Raw genomic sequence first — 16,703 nt, 5'->3', positions numbered from 1 at the left:
AGTCATATTGAACTAATCTTTTTTGTATACATTTAATAATATTTTTCTTTAAACTATTTCCTGTTTTGAATCTTTTTCTTTTTTCGCAATACGCTCATATACCCAATCACGGAATAAGTCATATAAAATACTTGTAATAGGGATGAACAGCAGCATACCAAATAATCCCATCAGACTTCCTCCTACAGAGAAAGCAATCAGCACATACATTGGAGGTAAGCCGATTCTATTTCCCATGATATGAGGATAAATCAGATTGCCATCGATCTGTTGGATAATTACCATCATAAAAAGGAAGAACAGCGCTTGATATGGTGAAACAATTAACTGAATCAAAGTTCCGACAACAAGTGCGATCATGCTGCCAAACATCGGTATGAATGAACAAAGCGCAGCAATGACACCAACAACTGAAGAATAAGACAGCCCAAAAATCCAGCAGCAAGACCCCACGAGTGTCCCCAGTACAACTGCTTCTAATCCCTGACCACTTACAAAATTAGTAAATGTATCAAAAGACAATGCCAAAACACGTTCAACCTGTTGTTGTCTTCTTTCAGACAATACCGCTTTCATCACTAATCTTAGCTGTAAAGAAAGTTTTTCTTTTTGAATCAATAAATAAGTCGCAAAGATAAAAGAAATAAAGAATGAGAACAGGGTTCCAGCAAATGAAGATACTATATTGAATGCATTTGAAATCAGATCACTTGCAGAGCGGCTAAGAAAATTTGTCACCTGTCTAAACATGGCCTCATAATCTATATTAAGTGATTCAATAAAACGAACAGCATCCTCATTATCTGCAAGCAGTTTTTCAAAAAACTGCTGTGCCTGTGGTATGAAGATACTTAGTTGTTCCACGATCGCAATAATCGCCTCTACAAAGCGGGGAACTAATAAAAAGGCTACCACAAACAACACAAAAAGAACAATAATAATGGTAAGTACTAAACATATCGGACGTTTGAATGAACGGCCTTTTTTTGTTTGGAAAGATACATTTTTAAACAGTTTTAATTCTAGCTGACGCAGTACGACATTAAGAATAAAGGCAATGATACCTCCAACGATAAATGGATATGTAATAGAAAGGATCACATCAACCGTATTCATGATCACATCCATATGAAAAACAGCAGCTGTCAATAAAACTGTAAATGTTATAATAAATAAAATACGTCTTGTTTCATGATTTTTTAAGAAATTCATAGAGTTACCTCAAAATTTCATAGCATGCTAAAAGCTTGCTTTTTAACGATGCATTTTCAGATACCTTTACTGTTTTCACATCTTTTCTATTTTTTAAACGCACAGCCTGTTTTTCAGCACGATATAAAGGATGATTCTCCAGATCGTTTTTCATCATTTTCATCTCTTTATATTCTTTTATTACCCAAATGCAGCCAATAGCTGCAGCTGAGATAAGTACACATCCTGCTATGACACGTTTGTTCATACTATCACTTCCTTATTTTAATTATAAACCATTTCACTCTATATTTCCATGAGAAAAGAAAAAACTGCTCGATGAGCAGTTTAATCGAATAAAGAAGTCTGATTAATTTCAGATGATGTTTCCTCTTGTATATTTTCTTTTTTCTCAATTTTCAATACTTCATGAATCTGTTTTTGAATATAGAATGGCTGGTGAACCTTGATGGCCGATGAAAAAGTAGCTTCTTTACTCATCAAAGCAATATCTCTGCCATGAAGCTTTTCAGATTTATCCTGCATCAGCATGATTTCATCATTATTTTCACAGCCAAATCCATAACGAAGAACTGCAGGATTTGATTTTACTTTCTTAGCGATCAGATCTCCTCTGACAGGGCGCCCTGTAAGAGCAATATCGCTCGTTTTAAGTCTTTTCATAGCACCGTTTTGAGTAACACAGACCATGTGTGTCGCAGATGTATTGACAACAGCAACACAATCATCATTTTTCATGGCAATGATGCCCTTACCTCTACAAGAAGTTGGTGTGATCACCTCTACCGGATAACGTGCGCTATAACAATTTGAAGAGAGTACGATGATTTCATCATCATCACTAACAATACAGCTATCTACAATTTGATCTTCTTCTTTCAATCCCATTAATTGCATCGTTTTATTGTTGCGTGATACTTCCAGATCTGCAATCATCGTACGTTTGATCATTCCCATGCGAGACAATGTCACAAGCGATGCACCGGTATCAAAATCTTTTAATATATATGCTGAAACGATTTTTTCTTCAGAAGTCAAACTGATGCAGCTATTAAGGTGTGAACCAATATCTTTCCATTTTGCTTCATCAATTTCATAGATTCGGCAATAGCCATATGTGCCTTTGCTCGTCACAAACATCAAAGTATCCAATGTATTAACTTCTTTGACACCAATTAGCTCATCACCTGTTTTTAGACCCGTCATAGCATCATTAGATGAATTATAAGAGCGCATTGATACTCGTTTCACATAACCATCTTTAGAAACAGAAAGCATCACTTGTTCACTATTCACCATAGCCGTCCTATCAATCACAATTTCTTCGATCTGATCTTCAATCTTCGTAAGACGAGAAGAACCAAAATCTTTTTTCACTTGCTTACATTCTTCAATAATGACCTTTTTCATGATACGTGGATTATTTAGAATATCATTTAATTCTTCCATCTTATTCACAAGTTCTGAAAATTCATTTTTTAATTGAACGACATCCGTATTTGATAAGCGATATAACTGCAAAGTAACAATAGCTTCTGCCTGTGCTTCACTAAATTCAAAACGATTTATTAGCTTTTCTTTAGAATCAGCTTTCCCATTAGATGAACGAATGATGGCAATTACTTCGTCTAATACAGACATAGCTCGTATAAGACCTTCTAGAATGTGACACCTTTTCTCCGTTTTATCAAGATCATAACGGCATCGGCGTGTCACAACATCCTTACGATGATTGATAAAGGCATCTAGCATTGCCGCTAATCCCATCTGCATAGGGCGTTTATTAACAATTGCTACAACATTATAGTTAAAATAAACCTGAAGATCTGTATTTTTATATAAATAATTTAAAATCAATTGACTATTAGCTTCTTTTTTTAAATCAATACAGATACGCAAACCATTTCGATCTGATTCATCACGAACATCCAAAATACCTTCAATTGATTTATTCAAACGAATTTCATCTATTTTTTTTACTAGATTACTTTTGATAACATCATAAGGAATTTCATGCACAATGATCTGCTGATTCGTCTTCGTCTGTACTATTTCACACTTACTACGAACAACAACTCTTCCTTTACCGCTTGTAAAAGCTTCTTTGATTCCTTCAATTCCCTGCACGATACCACCCGTAGGAAAATCAGGCCCCTGTACAAACTCCATCAATTCATCCAATGAACATTCAGGATACTGTATACGATAAATGGTCGCATCTAATACTTCTCCCAAATTATGTGGCGGAATATTGGTCGCATATCCTGCGGCAATTCCGCTGATTCCATTGACTAAAAGATTTGGATATTGTGCAGGAAGTACCGTGGGTTCCATTTCTTCATCATCAAAATTCGGTGCAAATTCAACCGTATCCTTATCAATATCTGCCAGCATATATTGGCTGATAGGCGAAAGACGAGCTTCCGTATATCGCATGGCTGCTGGTGGATCATCATCCATAGAACCATTATTACCATGCATGTCAATCAAAGTTTCTCTTGTCTTCCATGTCTGTGACATACGAACCATCGCATCATAAACAGAGATATCTCCATGCGGATGATATTTACCAATGACATCACCGACGATTCGTGCTGATTTTTTATAAGGCTTATTATGAGTAATACCCAACATATTCATCGAATGAAGAATACGCCTTTGAACCGGCTTCAAACCATCTCTGGCATCTGGCAGAGCACGATCCTGAATAATATATTTCGAGTATCTTCCAAAACGATCCCCCATAATTTCTTCAAGAGGAGCCGTAATGATATGTTCACTCTGCTTATCCATTTATTTCCTCCTTGTAATCATCTTCCAATGTAAATGATACGTTTTCTTCGATCCATTCACGACGTACATCTGCACGATCGCCCATCAAAACACTGACACGTTTTTCCGCAAACATGCCATCTTCAATACTGACACGAATCAGGGTACGTGTATTCGGATTCATCGTTGTTTCCCACAGCTGGGAAGCATTCATTTCACCAAGTCCTTTATAACGCTGAATTTCATAGCCTCGGCCCATTTTATGTTTCAGCTCATTCAGCTCTTCATCATTCCAGGCATAAGCAATCTCTTTCCCCTTTTGAATCTTATATAAAGGCGGTAAAGCAATATAGATCATGCCCTCTTCGATGGCTTTGCGCATATACCGATAAAAGAAAGTCAATAAAAGACATTGGATATGTGCCCCATCTGTATCGGCATCGGTCATGATGATTATTTTTCCATAAGCACTATCCTCAGGTGAGAAATCAGCTCCTACACCCGCTCCTAGTGCATGAATGATCGTATTAAGTTCCTCATTTTTTTCAATACTGGCAATGCTTGCTTTTTCTGTATTCAGTACTTTTCCTCGAAGCGGTAAAATTGCCTGATATTTGCTGTCTCTGCCCTGCTTGGCACTTCCTCCCGCTGAATCACCCTCGACTAGATATAATTCTTTTTTAGAAGCATCTCTGCTCTGTGCTGCCGCCAGTTTACCGCTTAATATCTTTTCACTTTTTCCTTTAGATTTTCCTTTGCGGGATTCCTCACGAGCCTTACGAGCCGCTTCTCTTGCTAAAGAAGCACGCTGCATTTTTTTAATTAAGGAAACGGCCAAATCTTTATTTTCTTCTAAAAAATATGTCAGTTTTTCACTCACAACATTTTCAACAGCACTCTTAGCTTCCATCGTTCCTAACTTGCCTTTGGTCTGCCCTTCGAACTGAAGCAAACTCTCCGGAATACCTAAAGATAATACGACTGTTAATCCTTCACGAACATCGCTACCCTCAAAATTTTTATCTTTTTCTTTTAAAAGTCCGTTTTTACGGGCATATTCATTAAAGACTTTTGTAAAGGCACTGCGACAGCCCACTTCATGCGTACCGCCATCTCTTGTGCGAACCATATTAACAAAAGAAAACATATTTTCCTGGTACTCGTCTGTATATTGAAATGCACAATCAATCTGAATGCCATTGCTCATACTTGAAAAAGAGTATGGCATATGTAAAGTGGCTTTATCTTCATGCAGGTATTCTATAAAAGCTTCCAGACCATTTTCAAAATGATAAACTTCTTCTCTTTTACTCTCACCACGTTCATCGCTAACGATCATTTTCAAGCCTTTTAAAAGAAAAGCATTTTCTCTGGCACGTTCACAAATCGTTGAATATGAAAAATGTGTTGTTGAAAAAATTCTCTTATCAGGAAGAAAAGTAACCTTTGAACCTGTTTTATTTGTTTTTCCTAATTCTTTTAGCTTACTGACTTTCTTACCGCCATCACTAAAATTCATCTGATATATTTTACCATCTCTATGAATGATTACTTCTACCCATTCACTCAATGCATTCACAACGCTGGCACCTACTCCATGCAAACCTCCGCTTGTCTTGTAGCCTCCAGCTTCTGAGAATTTACCACCAGCATGTAAAATTGTAAAAATGACCTGTAGCGTCGATACTCCTTGCGCATGCATTTCTACTGGCATTCCTCTTCCTTCGTCTTCCACACTGACACTGCCATCTTTATGCAGCGTGATCTTAATTGTATCACCATTGCCATTCAGTGCCTCATCAATGGAATTATCCACAATTTCCCACACTAAATGGTGAAGTCCCCGCGAGTCTGTACTTCCAATATACATTCCGGGACGCTTGCGAACCGCTTCAAGTCCGTCAAGCACCTGTATACTTGATGCATCATAGGCTTTTGGACACATAAAAAACACCTCTCTAACCTGATTATTATAACATAGATTTCTAAAAATTAGTTTGTCATTTTAATGAAAAATGATACAATAGAAAAGGGGTGATGCAATGATTTACTTCTTATCAGTTTTATTTGGATATTTATTGGGATCCATTCCCTTTGCCTTAGTAATCGGAAAGGTTTTCTATCACACCGATATACGCCAGTTTGGGTCAGGCAATTTAGGAGGAACCAATGCCGGAAGAGTCTTAGGTAAAAAAGCCGGCATCAGCGTGATTATATTAGATGCATTAAAAGCTTTTATCCCTGTTGGTATCGTATCAATTTATTCCCAAAATGCTTCTATATGGTGCGGACTTGCAGTATGCGTAGGACATTGCTTTCCGATATTTGCTCATTTTAAGGGTGGAAAAGCGGCTGCCAGCATGTTTGGTTTTCTACTAGCCATTGCAATTTTCACAACTCACAACTGGCTATGCTTTGTATTACCTTTAGCTGCCTTCCTTATTACTTTGTTTATTTCTAAAATGGTTTCTCTGTCTAGCATGGTTGCAGCAGTTGCCAGCACGATTTCGCTGCTTATCATTCAGGCTTCTGCCTTGGTACTTACTGCCAGTGTCTTATTAGATATTCTCATTATTTATCGTCATATTCCGAATATTCAAAGAATCAGAAATCATACAGAAAATAAAGTTAAATGGCTTTAAAAAGGAGTTCAATATGAAAATAGCTATCATTTATGTCAGTAAGACAAAAAATACCGAGATAATTGCCAAGGCAATTTATGAACAGCTAAAAGATAAAGATATCGTCTATTTCGGTTCACCTAAACAAGAAACGATTGAAGCTGATCTTTATATTATTGGTTCATGGACAGATAAAGGAAATGCAGATAGCAAGATCCTTGATTCTATTCAAAAGTTAAAAAATAAAAAAATTGCCTATTTTGGAACAGCTGGTTATGGAAAAGACGAGAAATATTATCAGACTTTGTTTTCGAGAGTAAAAGAGCACATTGATGATTCAAATCAAATATTAGGATATTTTTTCTGTCAAGGAAAAATGCCCTTACAGGTAAAAGACAGATATGTTCAAATGATGAGAGAACATCCAGATGATGCAAGATTAAAAGTTAGTATTGAAAATTTTGATGAAGCTCTTGATCATCCTAATGATGATGATCGTAATCATGCAAAAGAATGGATTTCTTTAATAGTTAATAAAATCTAATCTAAATCCCATCTGAAATCTAAACAGATGGGATTTTATATATTAAGAAAAAAGACCTTTCGGTCTTTATCTTGCTTGTTCCATTGATTTCATGATCTGACGAATCTGTGCTTCTGATGGTTTTCTTCCCATCTGCAAGAACATTGCACGAATCATTTTTTCATTGATTGGAGGATGTTCTTTTAGCTGTTTGATAAAATATCTTCTGGTGAAATAGAATCCTAAACCTCCACCAATAACCAAACCAATCAATGTATACAGAATAGATGTCCAAATATCTCCCATAATACACCTCCGTTACCTATCTTATTTTACACAATTTTCTATGACTTTACAAGTCTTTATCCATACCACTTTACCGCTCTCATCCATACAGCACCAGATACGATGCACTCTTTTCATATAATCAAATAAAATATTTGTATAAATATCATCTGTTTCTATCTTATGTTTATAAAAAGCAAGCCAATGATTTTTATAATATATTTTATTTTCAAATATTTCTAAATATTCCTTTGTATAAAAATGAAGACACTTAGAAATCATTTCATAACTCACAAAAGAATATAAGAAAACATCTCTTTGTTCTTCACTCATTTCAAAAAGTAAAAATAAAGCTTTTTCTTTTCCTAAAAAAATGCCCATAGTGGTTTCACTACAGGCGATACATGTATAACTCATTCAATCACCCATCTCTATTTTAAAAAATAGAGATGAAAGATTTTGTCATGTTTTGCTTATATTTGCTCGTATGTAACAATTTTTCCTAATTTCTTCAGTTCATCACCAATTTTTTCTACCGTTCTTATCTTTTTACCTAATGAAATCGGTGAATAGTTAATCGAAGCATGAGCAATATTGTCAGCTTTTCCTTGGATAAAATGGATAGCAGAACAATCACAAATCAGCATATGAGTAAGAAGAAATGCACCATCTCCTTTTTCACCATCCATAAAGTTATTAAGATATTCTCTAGAAGCGTTACATTCCCTTAAATACTCTAATACTTTTTTTAAAGTAATAGCACCTTCAGTCACAAGATCAATGCCATCAATAAAAGCAATAGGCGGAATATCTCCAAGAAAATCCAATGCATCCGGCATACGAATTTCTTCATTTAAAACACGTGCAACCATCTGTGAAGTACTACCACCACAAACAATCTTCTTTCCAGTAGCCTTCATCAGCTTCATTACGACATCATTGTCATCTTCTTTGCTAGCTGGTGGCCCTACTACTACGATGCTTTGTTTAGGTGGCAGCATCTTAACAACAGCGACCGTTGAATCATCTCCAGGCAATCCTTGATAAAGATCATTTACAGCTAAAAGCAAATTCATACATGTTTTACGAGCTGTATCTGCTGAACGATGCATTGTTTCAATATGTTGTACGATTTCTTTATGATCCCATCCTAAATTTAAAATGCTTCCAATCCCCGCATGAACAATACCATCGGAGAAAAAAATGATACGGTCATTAGGTTCACATGTAAAACTGCAAGTTTTTACTTTTTTATCCTGCTGATAAAGTATTTCTTTTTCAAGTTTTAACTCCCTGCCATTTCTTAAAACGATAGCTTCCGGACCATCATATTCTGCCATAAATACACGTCCGTCATAAAAAACCTGACAAACCGTAAAGGTTGAGTAAGCAACCTTACGCTCACTGCATACTGGCAATGTATTGATGATCGTTTCAATGGCATCACTTAATTCTGCACCTTCATTCAACATTGTCGCAATAATTTCACTCGTTAGTGTTGCTAGCACATTGGCTTTTACACCACTTCCTAGACCATCGCTTAAAACAACGATGCAGCTTTTTTCATTACGTAAGATCTTAACTTTATCTCCACATAACTCTTCATTCTTTTTATTTAAAGAAGCATAATAGGTTTCAACATGTACCTTATCCATTCAGATCATCTCCATCAATTGCCTTATTAAGCTTTGTCAGCACGACTTTCGTCTCAGCTGTCGTCTCACCTAATAAGGATGCGATTTCTTGAACAACACGCATTTGTTTATCAATGACCTTTTGTGTAGATTCTATTGTTTCCTTACGCAACTTCTTCATTTTCTTTTCCTGCTCACGCTGATTGGTCAGATCCATCAGAATCAGTACATATGACTGTTCATCACCTAAAGGCAGTGCGGCAATATTGCAAACCTTTTCACCACCATGAATTTCTTCCACCATATAAGAAACATCCTGAACCTTTCGATGAAGAATATCCATCAGCTGCTCACTAGGTAAAATTGCTTCTATTTCAAAGCCCTTAACACTATAATTTTGAATACCTAAAAGCCGAACGGCACTTGGATTGATTTCTTTGATCTTATTGTCAGAATCAAGCACGATAATACCATTTGGCGAATGCTGAATGACAAGATTAGAAACTGATTGCGCATTTTCCAAAGCATATGGCAGACAATGCTTAGGATCGCTTTTGCCCTCTAATACAGCAATGGCTTTTGCACGGCATGTATCATATCCACAAGCTCCACAATCCAGTCGTTTCGAACGATCAGCTTTTCCCATACTGCAAAGTACTTCATGAATCTGATACTCAGAGAAAACAGGTTTTTTTACAGATTTATCTTTAAACTGTGCTGACGTAAATTCAGCCTTATCTGCTTTTATCTTAGTTCCGTTCTCATATTCACTGATTCTGCTTTGTGCAAGCCATTCGTTATCCTTATAAGCTAATAAATAAGGGCCACCTAAACAGCCACCTTCACAAGCATTTAATTCAAAAAAATATCCGTTTAAATGTCCATTCTTAATCGATTCTAAAACAGCCCGGCATCTTCTGATACCATCAACAGCCAGACTCTTATATCCATTAAAATCATCGATCGTTTTAATGATTCCACCACTAATAGGATAAATTCGCGCAATATTTTCCTCCTCATCCATTTCATATGAAATAGACTCATTACTATTCATGATCCATTCATCCATATCCGGCATTGAAATTACTGCATCCACTGCATCACTAAAACGCTCATCCATCACTTCATGCTGCTTCGCAATACATGGAGATAAGAAAACAATCTTAGCATTTGGATATTTCTTTTTCAACATTCTTCCATGTACGATCATCGGCGAAGCTACCGGTGCTAGACAAGATACTAGTTCCGGATATTCTTTTTCAATCATCTCAACAACTGTTGGACAGCAGGTTTCAATGATATTATTCATCTTTTTTTCATGCATCAATGCACCATACTGTGCTGAAACAACAGAAGCTCCTCTAGCTGTTTCTTCAACCGCACTAAACCCAAGCTTATATAGATTTTGCTTTAATTTTGCATAGTTATCCCAAATCACCTGATAACTTGGAGCAATAGAAATGACAACTTCTTCTTTCGCAGATAACCAGCTTTTCACAAGATCAAGATCACTTCTGATTTCTTTCGCCGACTGTGGACAGCATAAATAACAATTTCCACAATGAATACATTCTTCTTCTACAATATAAGGATGATTATTCTCAAAACGGATTGATTTTGTCGGACAATTGCGTACACACTTTAAACAACTTTTACAGTTATATTCAACAAGTGTAATTAAAGGCTTCATAGAGAATTTAATTCAATTTCAATTAAATCAATAGCGTTGGAAAGTGTGACACCTTCTAGAAGTTTGCCATCAACTCGAACTCCCAGTCCTTTTGCACATTGTCCCATACAGAAAGCACCCTTCAATTGAACTTTATCCTCAAGATGATTATCTTCAAGATATTTCTTAAGTTTCTCCACCAGTTCATTGCTTCCTTTCACAAAGCAGCTGCTTCCAACGCAGATTTCAATAGTATGCATAATTTTCCCTCCTATCGATGCATATTAACCTGACTAAAATCAACCTCTTCAAGAACAGATTGAATGGTCTTATCTTTAATGGCAGCATTTTCTTTTGCCATTAACTGCTTCACCTTTACCGGCGACTCTATAGTCGCAGGACCACTGACACAGCCGCCAACACAAGCCATGCCTTCTAAAATATCTTCATTAAATCTGCCAAGCTTCATCAGCAATAGATTCATCTTACATTCAGCAGCACCATCTGCATATTTGCTCGTCACTGCTTCCAGATTATTTTCTTTTAAAGATTCAGAAACTGCCTTGCTGACACCACCACCAACAGCAAAATTCTTACCATGGATACTAGCTATATTTTTATCGCTCGGTTCAAGATTTTCTACCGCAATCTCTTTCGCAATGATCATAGCTGCAATCTCTTCAAATGTTAAGACATAATCAACAACTGACCAATCATTCAAAGCTTCATTCTTTTTCGCTACACAAGGGCCAATAAAGGCAATCTTGCAATCCTGTTTACTTTTAATTTGACGGGCAATTGCCTCCATTGGTGAAACTACTTTGCTGACATTCTTTTCATAAACGGTTGGAAAATGAATACGGGCCATATTTACAAACGCTGGACAGCAGGAAGTTGTCATCTTAATACCTTCTGCTTTATGTTTCAACAGCTCTTTAGCTTCAAAATCAGCTACCGCATCAGCACCTACCGCTGCTTCATAAACATCTGCAAAACCTACTTCTAAAATTGCAGTTAAAATCTGTGGCAAAGTTGCCTGTCCCATCTGTCCTTGAATAGATGGCGCAACAATAGCTACTACTTTTTCTCCACGGCGAAGATCATCTGTTACCTGAGTCATAAATGAAATATCTTCAATTGCTCCAAATGGGCAACCAGCCTGACAAGCACCACAGCTAATACAGTTTTCCTCATTAATGACACACAAATCATTTTCATCCATCGAAATAGCATTTACCGGACAAGAGCGAACACATGGACGCTCGCTTTGAACGATCGCATTAAATGGACATGCTTTTACGCAAGCACCGCATGATTTACATTTATCATAATCAATATAGGCTTTGTCGCTACCCATTTTCATCGCATCAAACTTACAAGAAGCCTGACAGCTTTTAGCCATACATTTGCGACAGTTATCTGTTACCATGATCTTATGAATACTGCAGCCGTCACAAGCAGCTTCCAAAACATGAACGATCTGTTTAGGAGAATAGTTATCTTTTCTTATTGTATTTGGCTTTTTTCCTAATGCCAAACGGGTTCTTTCTCTTATAATTTCTCTTTCCTTATACACGCAGCATCTGAAATCTGCATGATTAGTGGGGATCAGGAAAGTTGCAATCTCATCAACCGTATCTTCATTGATCTTTCCCTCGAATGAGCGTCTTGCAACTTCTCTCAGAACATCAAATTTAAATTGACGTGCTTCATGTGTAAATAAACTCATATTCTATTTTCCTCTCTTTAAATCATGATAATTATATCACAATTCATCCTTATATAAATATCAACTTTTAAAATTATAAGAAAAAAGGTGAGATATGAACCTAGAAAGTCAAATCAACTTTTTAAAGATTCAAAATATCTTCTCACCTTTTCTTATTAACTGTTTTTTATATCTTTATTTGTTCAAACTTCTCTTTTTCGCTAATACAAGCAGAATCATACCACTTAACACGAACATCATACCATAACAAGCAACAAAGCTCATACCATTCGTATTTGGTGTTTCAGTTGTATTATCATCTGCTGGCTTTTCAGGATCAACAGGAACATTATTCTTTTCAAATTTAGCTGTCAATTCTAAATCACTCGTTACCGGTGTACTGAAATCATATTCCTCATCTCCAAGATACCATCCAATAAATGTATAGCCTTCCTTTTTTGGATCAGCTGGTTTTACAGCTGTCTTTCCATGTTCTACTTCCTGGCTTTCTACACCATCACTGAATGATACTGTATATTTTGTTACTTCATATTTAGCAGTTAATGTAATATCAGCTGTTACTGGAGTATTGAAATCATATTCTTTATCTCCATTAAACCATCCAACAAATGTATAACCTTCTTTGACTGGAGCTTCTAGAGCCTCAGCTAATCCGTTTTCTTTTACAAGCACATCTTTTTCTTCATTATCAATAACAAATGTTACTGTATGGAAAACACCTACTTCACCAGTATCAGGATTTACCTGTAAATTAGAGTTTTCAGGAAAATACTGAGTTACACTATTATCAGCAACACCATCAGAAAGATAAGTACCACCTTTTATATTAATTAATTCATCACCTGTGAATGTGAAGTAATTTAAAACAGTAATTCCATTACTATTAAACGTACCACCGCTAATCGTTAACTCCCCTAAATTATTTTTAGAAGAGTTCATAGAAGAAGCACCATTCAAAATACAGTTTTCCGCATCAGTTTCAAAATATCCACCTTCAATCGTAGCTTTATTCCAATTCAAAACTGCTGCCTGAGTCGTATTTGTGAAGTTTCCATCTTTAATTGTAAGAACACCACCGTCATCATTCTTAACAGTATTTAGGCCCCCAACAAATTCACCACCATTGATATTTAATGAAGGATTTGCCTCATTTACACTTGGATTATGTCCATTTCTTGTATTAGAACTATTATAACTGTAATATCCATTTTCAATCATACTACTGAAGCTTCCAGTATTTTTAACAGTTACGCCTTTATTGATCGTCATAGTACCATGATTACAAATCGTATACCAGCTATTACCACCACTGATATCAGCACTTTCACCACTCTCAGATGTACGATCATAAGTACCGCCATTTAATGTAACATTTCCATTATTGAATACTGCAGCTCTTCCATTGCTCTTATTATCAACAGTTCCTTCTCCAATAACTTTTAAAGTTGCACCCTTTTCCACAGTAATCGTATCGGATGTTACATTTGTTAATGTTTGTCCATTAAGATCTAACGTTACAGTTGCACCTGCAGGAATTACAACATCTTTTTGAACATCTTCGTTAAGTTTTACAGTCACATTTGCCTGATCAGCATAATATATTTCATCTAATGGTACAGAGAAAGTACCTCCGGAAACATTTCCTTCTACAGGGACTATTTCGTAACCATCATCAATTACTTTATCAAACGTTCCTGCTGAAATATCTAAGACAACAGCCCCTTCATTGCCATTTCTATTTGTTGGATATCTTTCAACTTGTACAACTCCAACCTTTACATTTGGAGAATCTACTGTTAATCTAGCATCAAAATTAGTATAATGTGCATTATAAACATCATTCGTAATAGCAAACTTTACATCACCATAAAAAGGAACTGGTGCTGTTGGTACTTCAGTATTACCTTTTAATGTCAAATCACCACGATTGTTGATAGTTCCCTCAACCTTATTTCCAGGAACAACTTTAATATTATCCAAAATCATTGTACCATAATTAACCAACATGAATTTCACATATCCACCGGCATCATTCAACATATCATTACTAGTAATGGTACCGTTTTTAATTTCGATTTTGCTATAAGATAATACTCTTAACCCATTTGTTTCTGTTCCTGTCGAACCTACCGCAGGCCCTAATGTTAGGGTATGTCCATTTAAATCCAGGATAACATTCTTTAATTCTACTCCTGATTTTCCAATATCAATTCCTGCATTTGTATCTTCAAGCAAGGTAATTGTTGTAGGAGTTTCAGGTGCTTGATGCGTTGAAAAAGATGTAGATTCTACTGCATCAACAGCATCTTCTAATGTTGCATACTCAACATTGCCTATTTTTGCTACATTGGTAGCCGCTTTCACTGGTATCATTAATGCGAACGCCATTACCAGAGAAAGAAAAGCTAAAGCAAACTTTTTCATATTTCCTCCTTGCGTATGATTTATGCTTTCGAATCAAAATATAGATATTATCATTCATCTGAAATAATAAAATACAAATGAATAATACTATATTTCTATCTATATTTATTATACTATTGGTGATTTAAAAAATCTAGTTTATTTCGTCAACTTCTCAAAAAATTATACATCTATATAAAATGGATATGTTAATTATTAACTAACATATCCATTTGTTCATTTACAAACTTCCTGTATTCTTCTTCTGTTGCTCCCAGTGCCTTTAATATCTTCTTTTGCTTATTTGTCAGTCGATATCTTATATGATATTTCTCATCCGCTAATTTAGTTACTCCCAGCCGTTCATAATCTTTCAATACTTTCGGTACTGTGTACTCTTTTCTATTCGTTTTATACAATTCCTTTAATGACTGATAAATCTCATTCCTGATAATCAATGCTATGAATGATACGAACACTTTGCTTTCAAGTTTCTCTTCCGAATGTACTCTGAATACATCATTCCCTAAATATGTCTTTTCCATCCTGAATATCTTTTCCACCGCATCCCTATCCCGATATGTTTCCAGCGCTTCTTCTGCACTCATCTTTTTTGACGTCACTATCGCAAAATATCCCGCTTTATTTATCAGCTTCATGATTTCGTTATCTTTTCTTTGATAATTCATGAAGTATCCATTCTCATCAAATCCCAATCGATAATATTTCTCATAGCTTTTCACATCTTCTGCTTTCTTTATCTTTTTCTCTTTCTTCTTCTCTAACTCCTCATCCATCTTATTGAATCTGTTATTGATCGTAATCTTTTCTTTTTCCGCTTCTATTCCATTATAATATACATGCACATATTCTTTTTTTCCTGTATTGAATAAATCCTTCTCTACTGTCATCCCGTACAGTTCGTATCCCTGCATATAATTTGAATATCCGTTCTTTAATACTGCTCCTGCTTCTTCTGCCGCTTCCTGTATGAACTTTGCATTCCCCTTCGTCATCAGTATATAGTCATAATTATGCTTTTCGAAATACCTTATATTCCGTAATGAAAAATATCCCCTGTCCAGTATGAATCCTATTTCCCTGCATCCGTACTGCCGGGCTCTCTCCACCATCTTTTCACATTCCGTATTGTCGATGATGCTTCCCGGAAACAATTCATAGAATAAAGGCACCTGATCCGTCTGATTATATCCTATTGATAAATTCACTTGCGGTAATTCATCACGATCCTTCGCATGTCCGTATTCTGCCAATTCAAGATTTCCTGCAGCACTGTTCATATTCGTCGAATCATAAGCTATATAGATTTGCTTCTCAACATGCATATGTACCCACGATCTGATGAACAAATCGATATCCTTTACTTTTATTTTTTTAAACAGTCTTCCTATCGCATTATCATCGAAGTTCTCTGCACTGAACAATGTGTGATTATATCCATAGTCTTCAAAATACTGCATTACGTTATTTTCGCTCATCATCATATATGTCGCTATATCCAGGATCTTGTCCGAATCATCTTTGAAAATCGTCTCCAGCAGTTCTTTTAATCCATTCCCAGCACTTATCTTGTCCGCCACAAAATGAGGTCCCGCAATAACGAAGTCTGCTTTATCTCCGGGTTCATTCTGTTCATATGGAAATATTTCAAAATAGTTCCTGTTTGGAATCAGCTTTCCTTCTTCGTTAAGTTTTCCAATAGCTACTCTTACTGGTCTGGTTTGTTTTAATTCTGGCGAATATTTAACCCTTTGTGTCAAGTACACATAACTGCCACTTCTGCCTTTTATGATGACTGTTCTTTCAGGTAAATCCACAGGATTTTGATGCATAA

General features: G+C 35.9%; 14 protein-coding genes. 2 read left to right on the top strand and 12 right to left on the bottom strand.

What is annotated here, in order from left to right:
• Nucleotides 1–48: 48 nt before the first annotated feature.
• The 4 genes from BQ5367_RS09880 to parE all read right to left on the bottom strand — a co-directional run bounded on the left by BQ5367_RS09880 (nt 49) and on the right by parE (nt 5,929).
• On the bottom strand, nt 49–1,212 hold the full coding sequence (locus BQ5367_RS09880; RefSeq protein ID WP_071442343.1) for an AI-2E family transporter: 1,164 nt from the start codon (nt 1,210–1,212) through the stop codon (nt 49–51).
• 4 nt (nt 1,213–1,216) lie between these two features.
• A complete protein-coding gene (locus BQ5367_RS09875; protein WP_071442342.1) occupies nt 1,217–1,459 on the bottom strand; it encodes a hypothetical protein in 243 nt (80 codons plus the stop codon).
• Nucleotides 1,460–1,539: 80 nt separating this feature from the next.
• Nucleotides 1,540–4,005, bottom strand: coding sequence for a DNA topoisomerase IV subunit A (gene parC / locus BQ5367_RS09870; protein WP_071442341.1), 2,466 nt, complete (start codon nt 4,003–4,005; stop codon nt 1,540–1,542).
• Nucleotides 3,998–5,929: a DNA topoisomerase IV subunit B gene (gene parE, locus BQ5367_RS09865; protein WP_071442340.1), complete on the bottom strand. Its 1,932-nt coding sequence runs from the start codon at nt 5,927–5,929 to the stop codon at nt 3,998–4,000. Before parE ends, parC begins: the two co-directional genes overlap by 8 nt.
• A 97-nt stretch (nt 5,930–6,026) precedes the next feature.
• On the opposite strand from parE, the gene plsY reads away from it, so the two are divergent.
• Both plsY and bilS read left to right on the top strand, forming a co-directional pair.
• Nucleotides 6,027–6,626 carry a glycerol-3-phosphate 1-O-acyltransferase PlsY gene (gene plsY / locus BQ5367_RS09860; RefSeq protein WP_071442339.1) on the top strand — a complete coding sequence of 200 codons (600 nt, stop codon included), beginning with the start codon at nt 6,027–6,029 and terminating at the stop codon, nt 6,624–6,626.
• 13 nt (nt 6,627–6,639) lie between these two features.
• On the top strand, nt 6,640–7,149 hold the full coding sequence (gene bilS, locus BQ5367_RS09855; protein WP_071442338.1) for a flavodoxin family protein BilS: 510 nt from the start codon (nt 6,640–6,642) through the stop codon (nt 7,147–7,149).
• A 66-nt stretch (nt 7,150–7,215) separates the two neighbouring features.
• On the opposite strand, the gene BQ5367_RS09850 is transcribed toward bilS, so the two are convergent.
• The 8 genes from BQ5367_RS09850 to BQ5367_RS09815 form a co-directional block, all read right to left on the bottom strand.
• Entirely contained in the window at nt 7,216–7,434 is a 219-nt protein-coding gene (locus BQ5367_RS09850) for a YneF family protein (protein ID WP_071442337.1), read from the bottom strand.
• 21 nt (nt 7,435–7,455) lie between these two features.
• Nucleotides 7,456–7,830 (bottom strand): hypothetical protein, encoded by a 375-nt coding sequence (locus BQ5367_RS09845; RefSeq protein WP_071442336.1) that lies wholly within the window; start codon nt 7,828–7,830, stop codon nt 7,456–7,458.
• A gap of 56 nt (nt 7,831–7,886) precedes the next feature.
• The gene (locus tag BQ5367_RS09840; RefSeq protein ID WP_071442335.1) at nt 7,887–9,068 is read right to left on the bottom strand and encodes a SpoIIE family protein phosphatase; all 1,182 of its coding nucleotides are present in this window, start codon (nt 9,066–9,068) and stop codon (nt 7,887–7,889) included.
• A complete protein-coding gene (locus tag BQ5367_RS09835) occupies nt 9,061–10,737 on the bottom strand; it encodes a [Fe-Fe] hydrogenase large subunit C-terminal domain-containing protein (protein ID WP_071442334.1) in 1,677 nt (558 codons plus the stop codon). Before BQ5367_RS09835 ends, BQ5367_RS09840 begins: the two co-directional genes overlap by 8 nt.
• The gene (locus tag BQ5367_RS09830; RefSeq protein ID WP_071442333.1) at nt 10,734–10,976 is read right to left on the bottom strand and encodes a (2Fe-2S) ferredoxin domain-containing protein; all 243 of its coding nucleotides are present in this window, start codon (nt 10,974–10,976) and stop codon (nt 10,734–10,736) included. The genes BQ5367_RS09835 and BQ5367_RS09830 overlap by 4 nt, the downstream gene beginning before the upstream one ends.
• Before the next feature lie 11 nt (nt 10,977–10,987).
• A complete protein-coding gene (locus tag BQ5367_RS09825) occupies nt 10,988–12,445 on the bottom strand; it encodes a monomeric [FeFe] hydrogenase (RefSeq protein ID WP_071442332.1) in 1,458 nt (485 codons plus the stop codon).
• 174 nt (nt 12,446–12,619) lie between these two features.
• On the bottom strand, nt 12,620–14,869 hold the full coding sequence (locus BQ5367_RS09820; RefSeq protein ID WP_071442331.1) for an InlB B-repeat-containing protein: 2,250 nt from the start codon (nt 14,867–14,869) through the stop codon (nt 12,620–12,622).
• Nucleotides 14,870–15,057: 188 nt separating this feature from the next.
• Nucleotides 15,058–16,701: an IS1634 family transposase gene (locus BQ5367_RS09815; protein ID WP_071440588.1), complete on the bottom strand. Its 1,644-nt coding sequence runs from the start codon at nt 16,699–16,701 to the stop codon at nt 15,058–15,060.
• Nucleotides 16,702–16,703: the final 2 nt, after the last annotated feature.

It is taken from the genome of Traorella massiliensis, assembly GCF_900104665.1.
GTDB classification, from domain to species: domain Bacteria; phylum Bacillota_I; class Bacilli_A; order Erysipelotrichales; family Erysipelotrichaceae; genus Traorella; species Traorella massiliensis.
This window is presented reverse-complemented; position numbering and strand designations above follow the sequence as displayed.

Excerpts from the sequence above, each read along its gene's own strand:
- BQ5367_RS09880 (WP_071442343.1), bottom strand. The coding sequence starts at position 1,212 with ATGAATTTCTTAAAAAATCATGAAACAAGACGTATTTTATTTATTATA.
- BQ5367_RS09875 (WP_071442342.1), bottom strand. The coding sequence starts at position 1,459 with ATGAACAAACGTGTCATAGCAGGATGTGTACTTATCTCAGCTGCAGCT.
- parC (WP_071442341.1), bottom strand. The coding sequence starts at position 4,005 with ATGGATAAGCAGAGTGAACATATCATTACGGCTCCTCTTGAAGAAATT.
- parE (WP_071442340.1), bottom strand. The coding sequence starts at position 5,929 with ATGTGTCCAAAAGCCTATGATGCATCAAGTATACAGGTGCTTGACGGA.
- plsY (WP_071442339.1), top strand. The coding sequence starts at position 6,027 with ATGATTTACTTCTTATCAGTTTTATTTGGATATTTATTGGGATCCATT.
- bilS (WP_071442338.1), top strand. The coding sequence starts at position 6,640 with ATGAAAATAGCTATCATTTATGTCAGTAAGACAAAAAATACCGAGATA.
- BQ5367_RS09850 (WP_071442337.1), bottom strand. The coding sequence starts at position 7,434 with ATGGGAGATATTTGGACATCTATTCTGTATACATTGATTGGTTTGGTT.
- BQ5367_RS09845 (WP_071442336.1), bottom strand. The coding sequence starts at position 7,830 with ATGAGTTATACATGTATCGCCTGTAGTGAAACCACTATGGGCATTTTT.
- BQ5367_RS09840 (WP_071442335.1), bottom strand. The coding sequence starts at position 9,068 with ATGGATAAGGTACATGTTGAAACCTATTATGCTTCTTTAAATAAAAAG.
- BQ5367_RS09835 (WP_071442334.1), bottom strand. The coding sequence starts at position 10,737 with ATGAAGCCTTTAATTACACTTGTTGAATATAACTGTAAAAGTTGTTTA.
- BQ5367_RS09830 (WP_071442333.1), bottom strand. The coding sequence starts at position 10,976 with ATGCATACTATTGAAATCTGCGTTGGAAGCAGCTGCTTTGTGAAAGGA.
- BQ5367_RS09825 (WP_071442332.1), bottom strand. The coding sequence starts at position 12,445 with ATGAGTTTATTTACACATGAAGCACGTCAATTTAAATTTGATGTTCTG.
- BQ5367_RS09820 (WP_071442331.1), bottom strand. The coding sequence starts at position 14,869 with ATGAAAAAGTTTGCTTTAGCTTTTCTTTCTCTGGTAATGGCGTTCGCA.
- BQ5367_RS09815 (WP_071440588.1), bottom strand. The coding sequence starts at position 16,701 with ATGCATCAAAATCCTGTGGATTTACCTGAAAGAACAGTCATCATAAAA.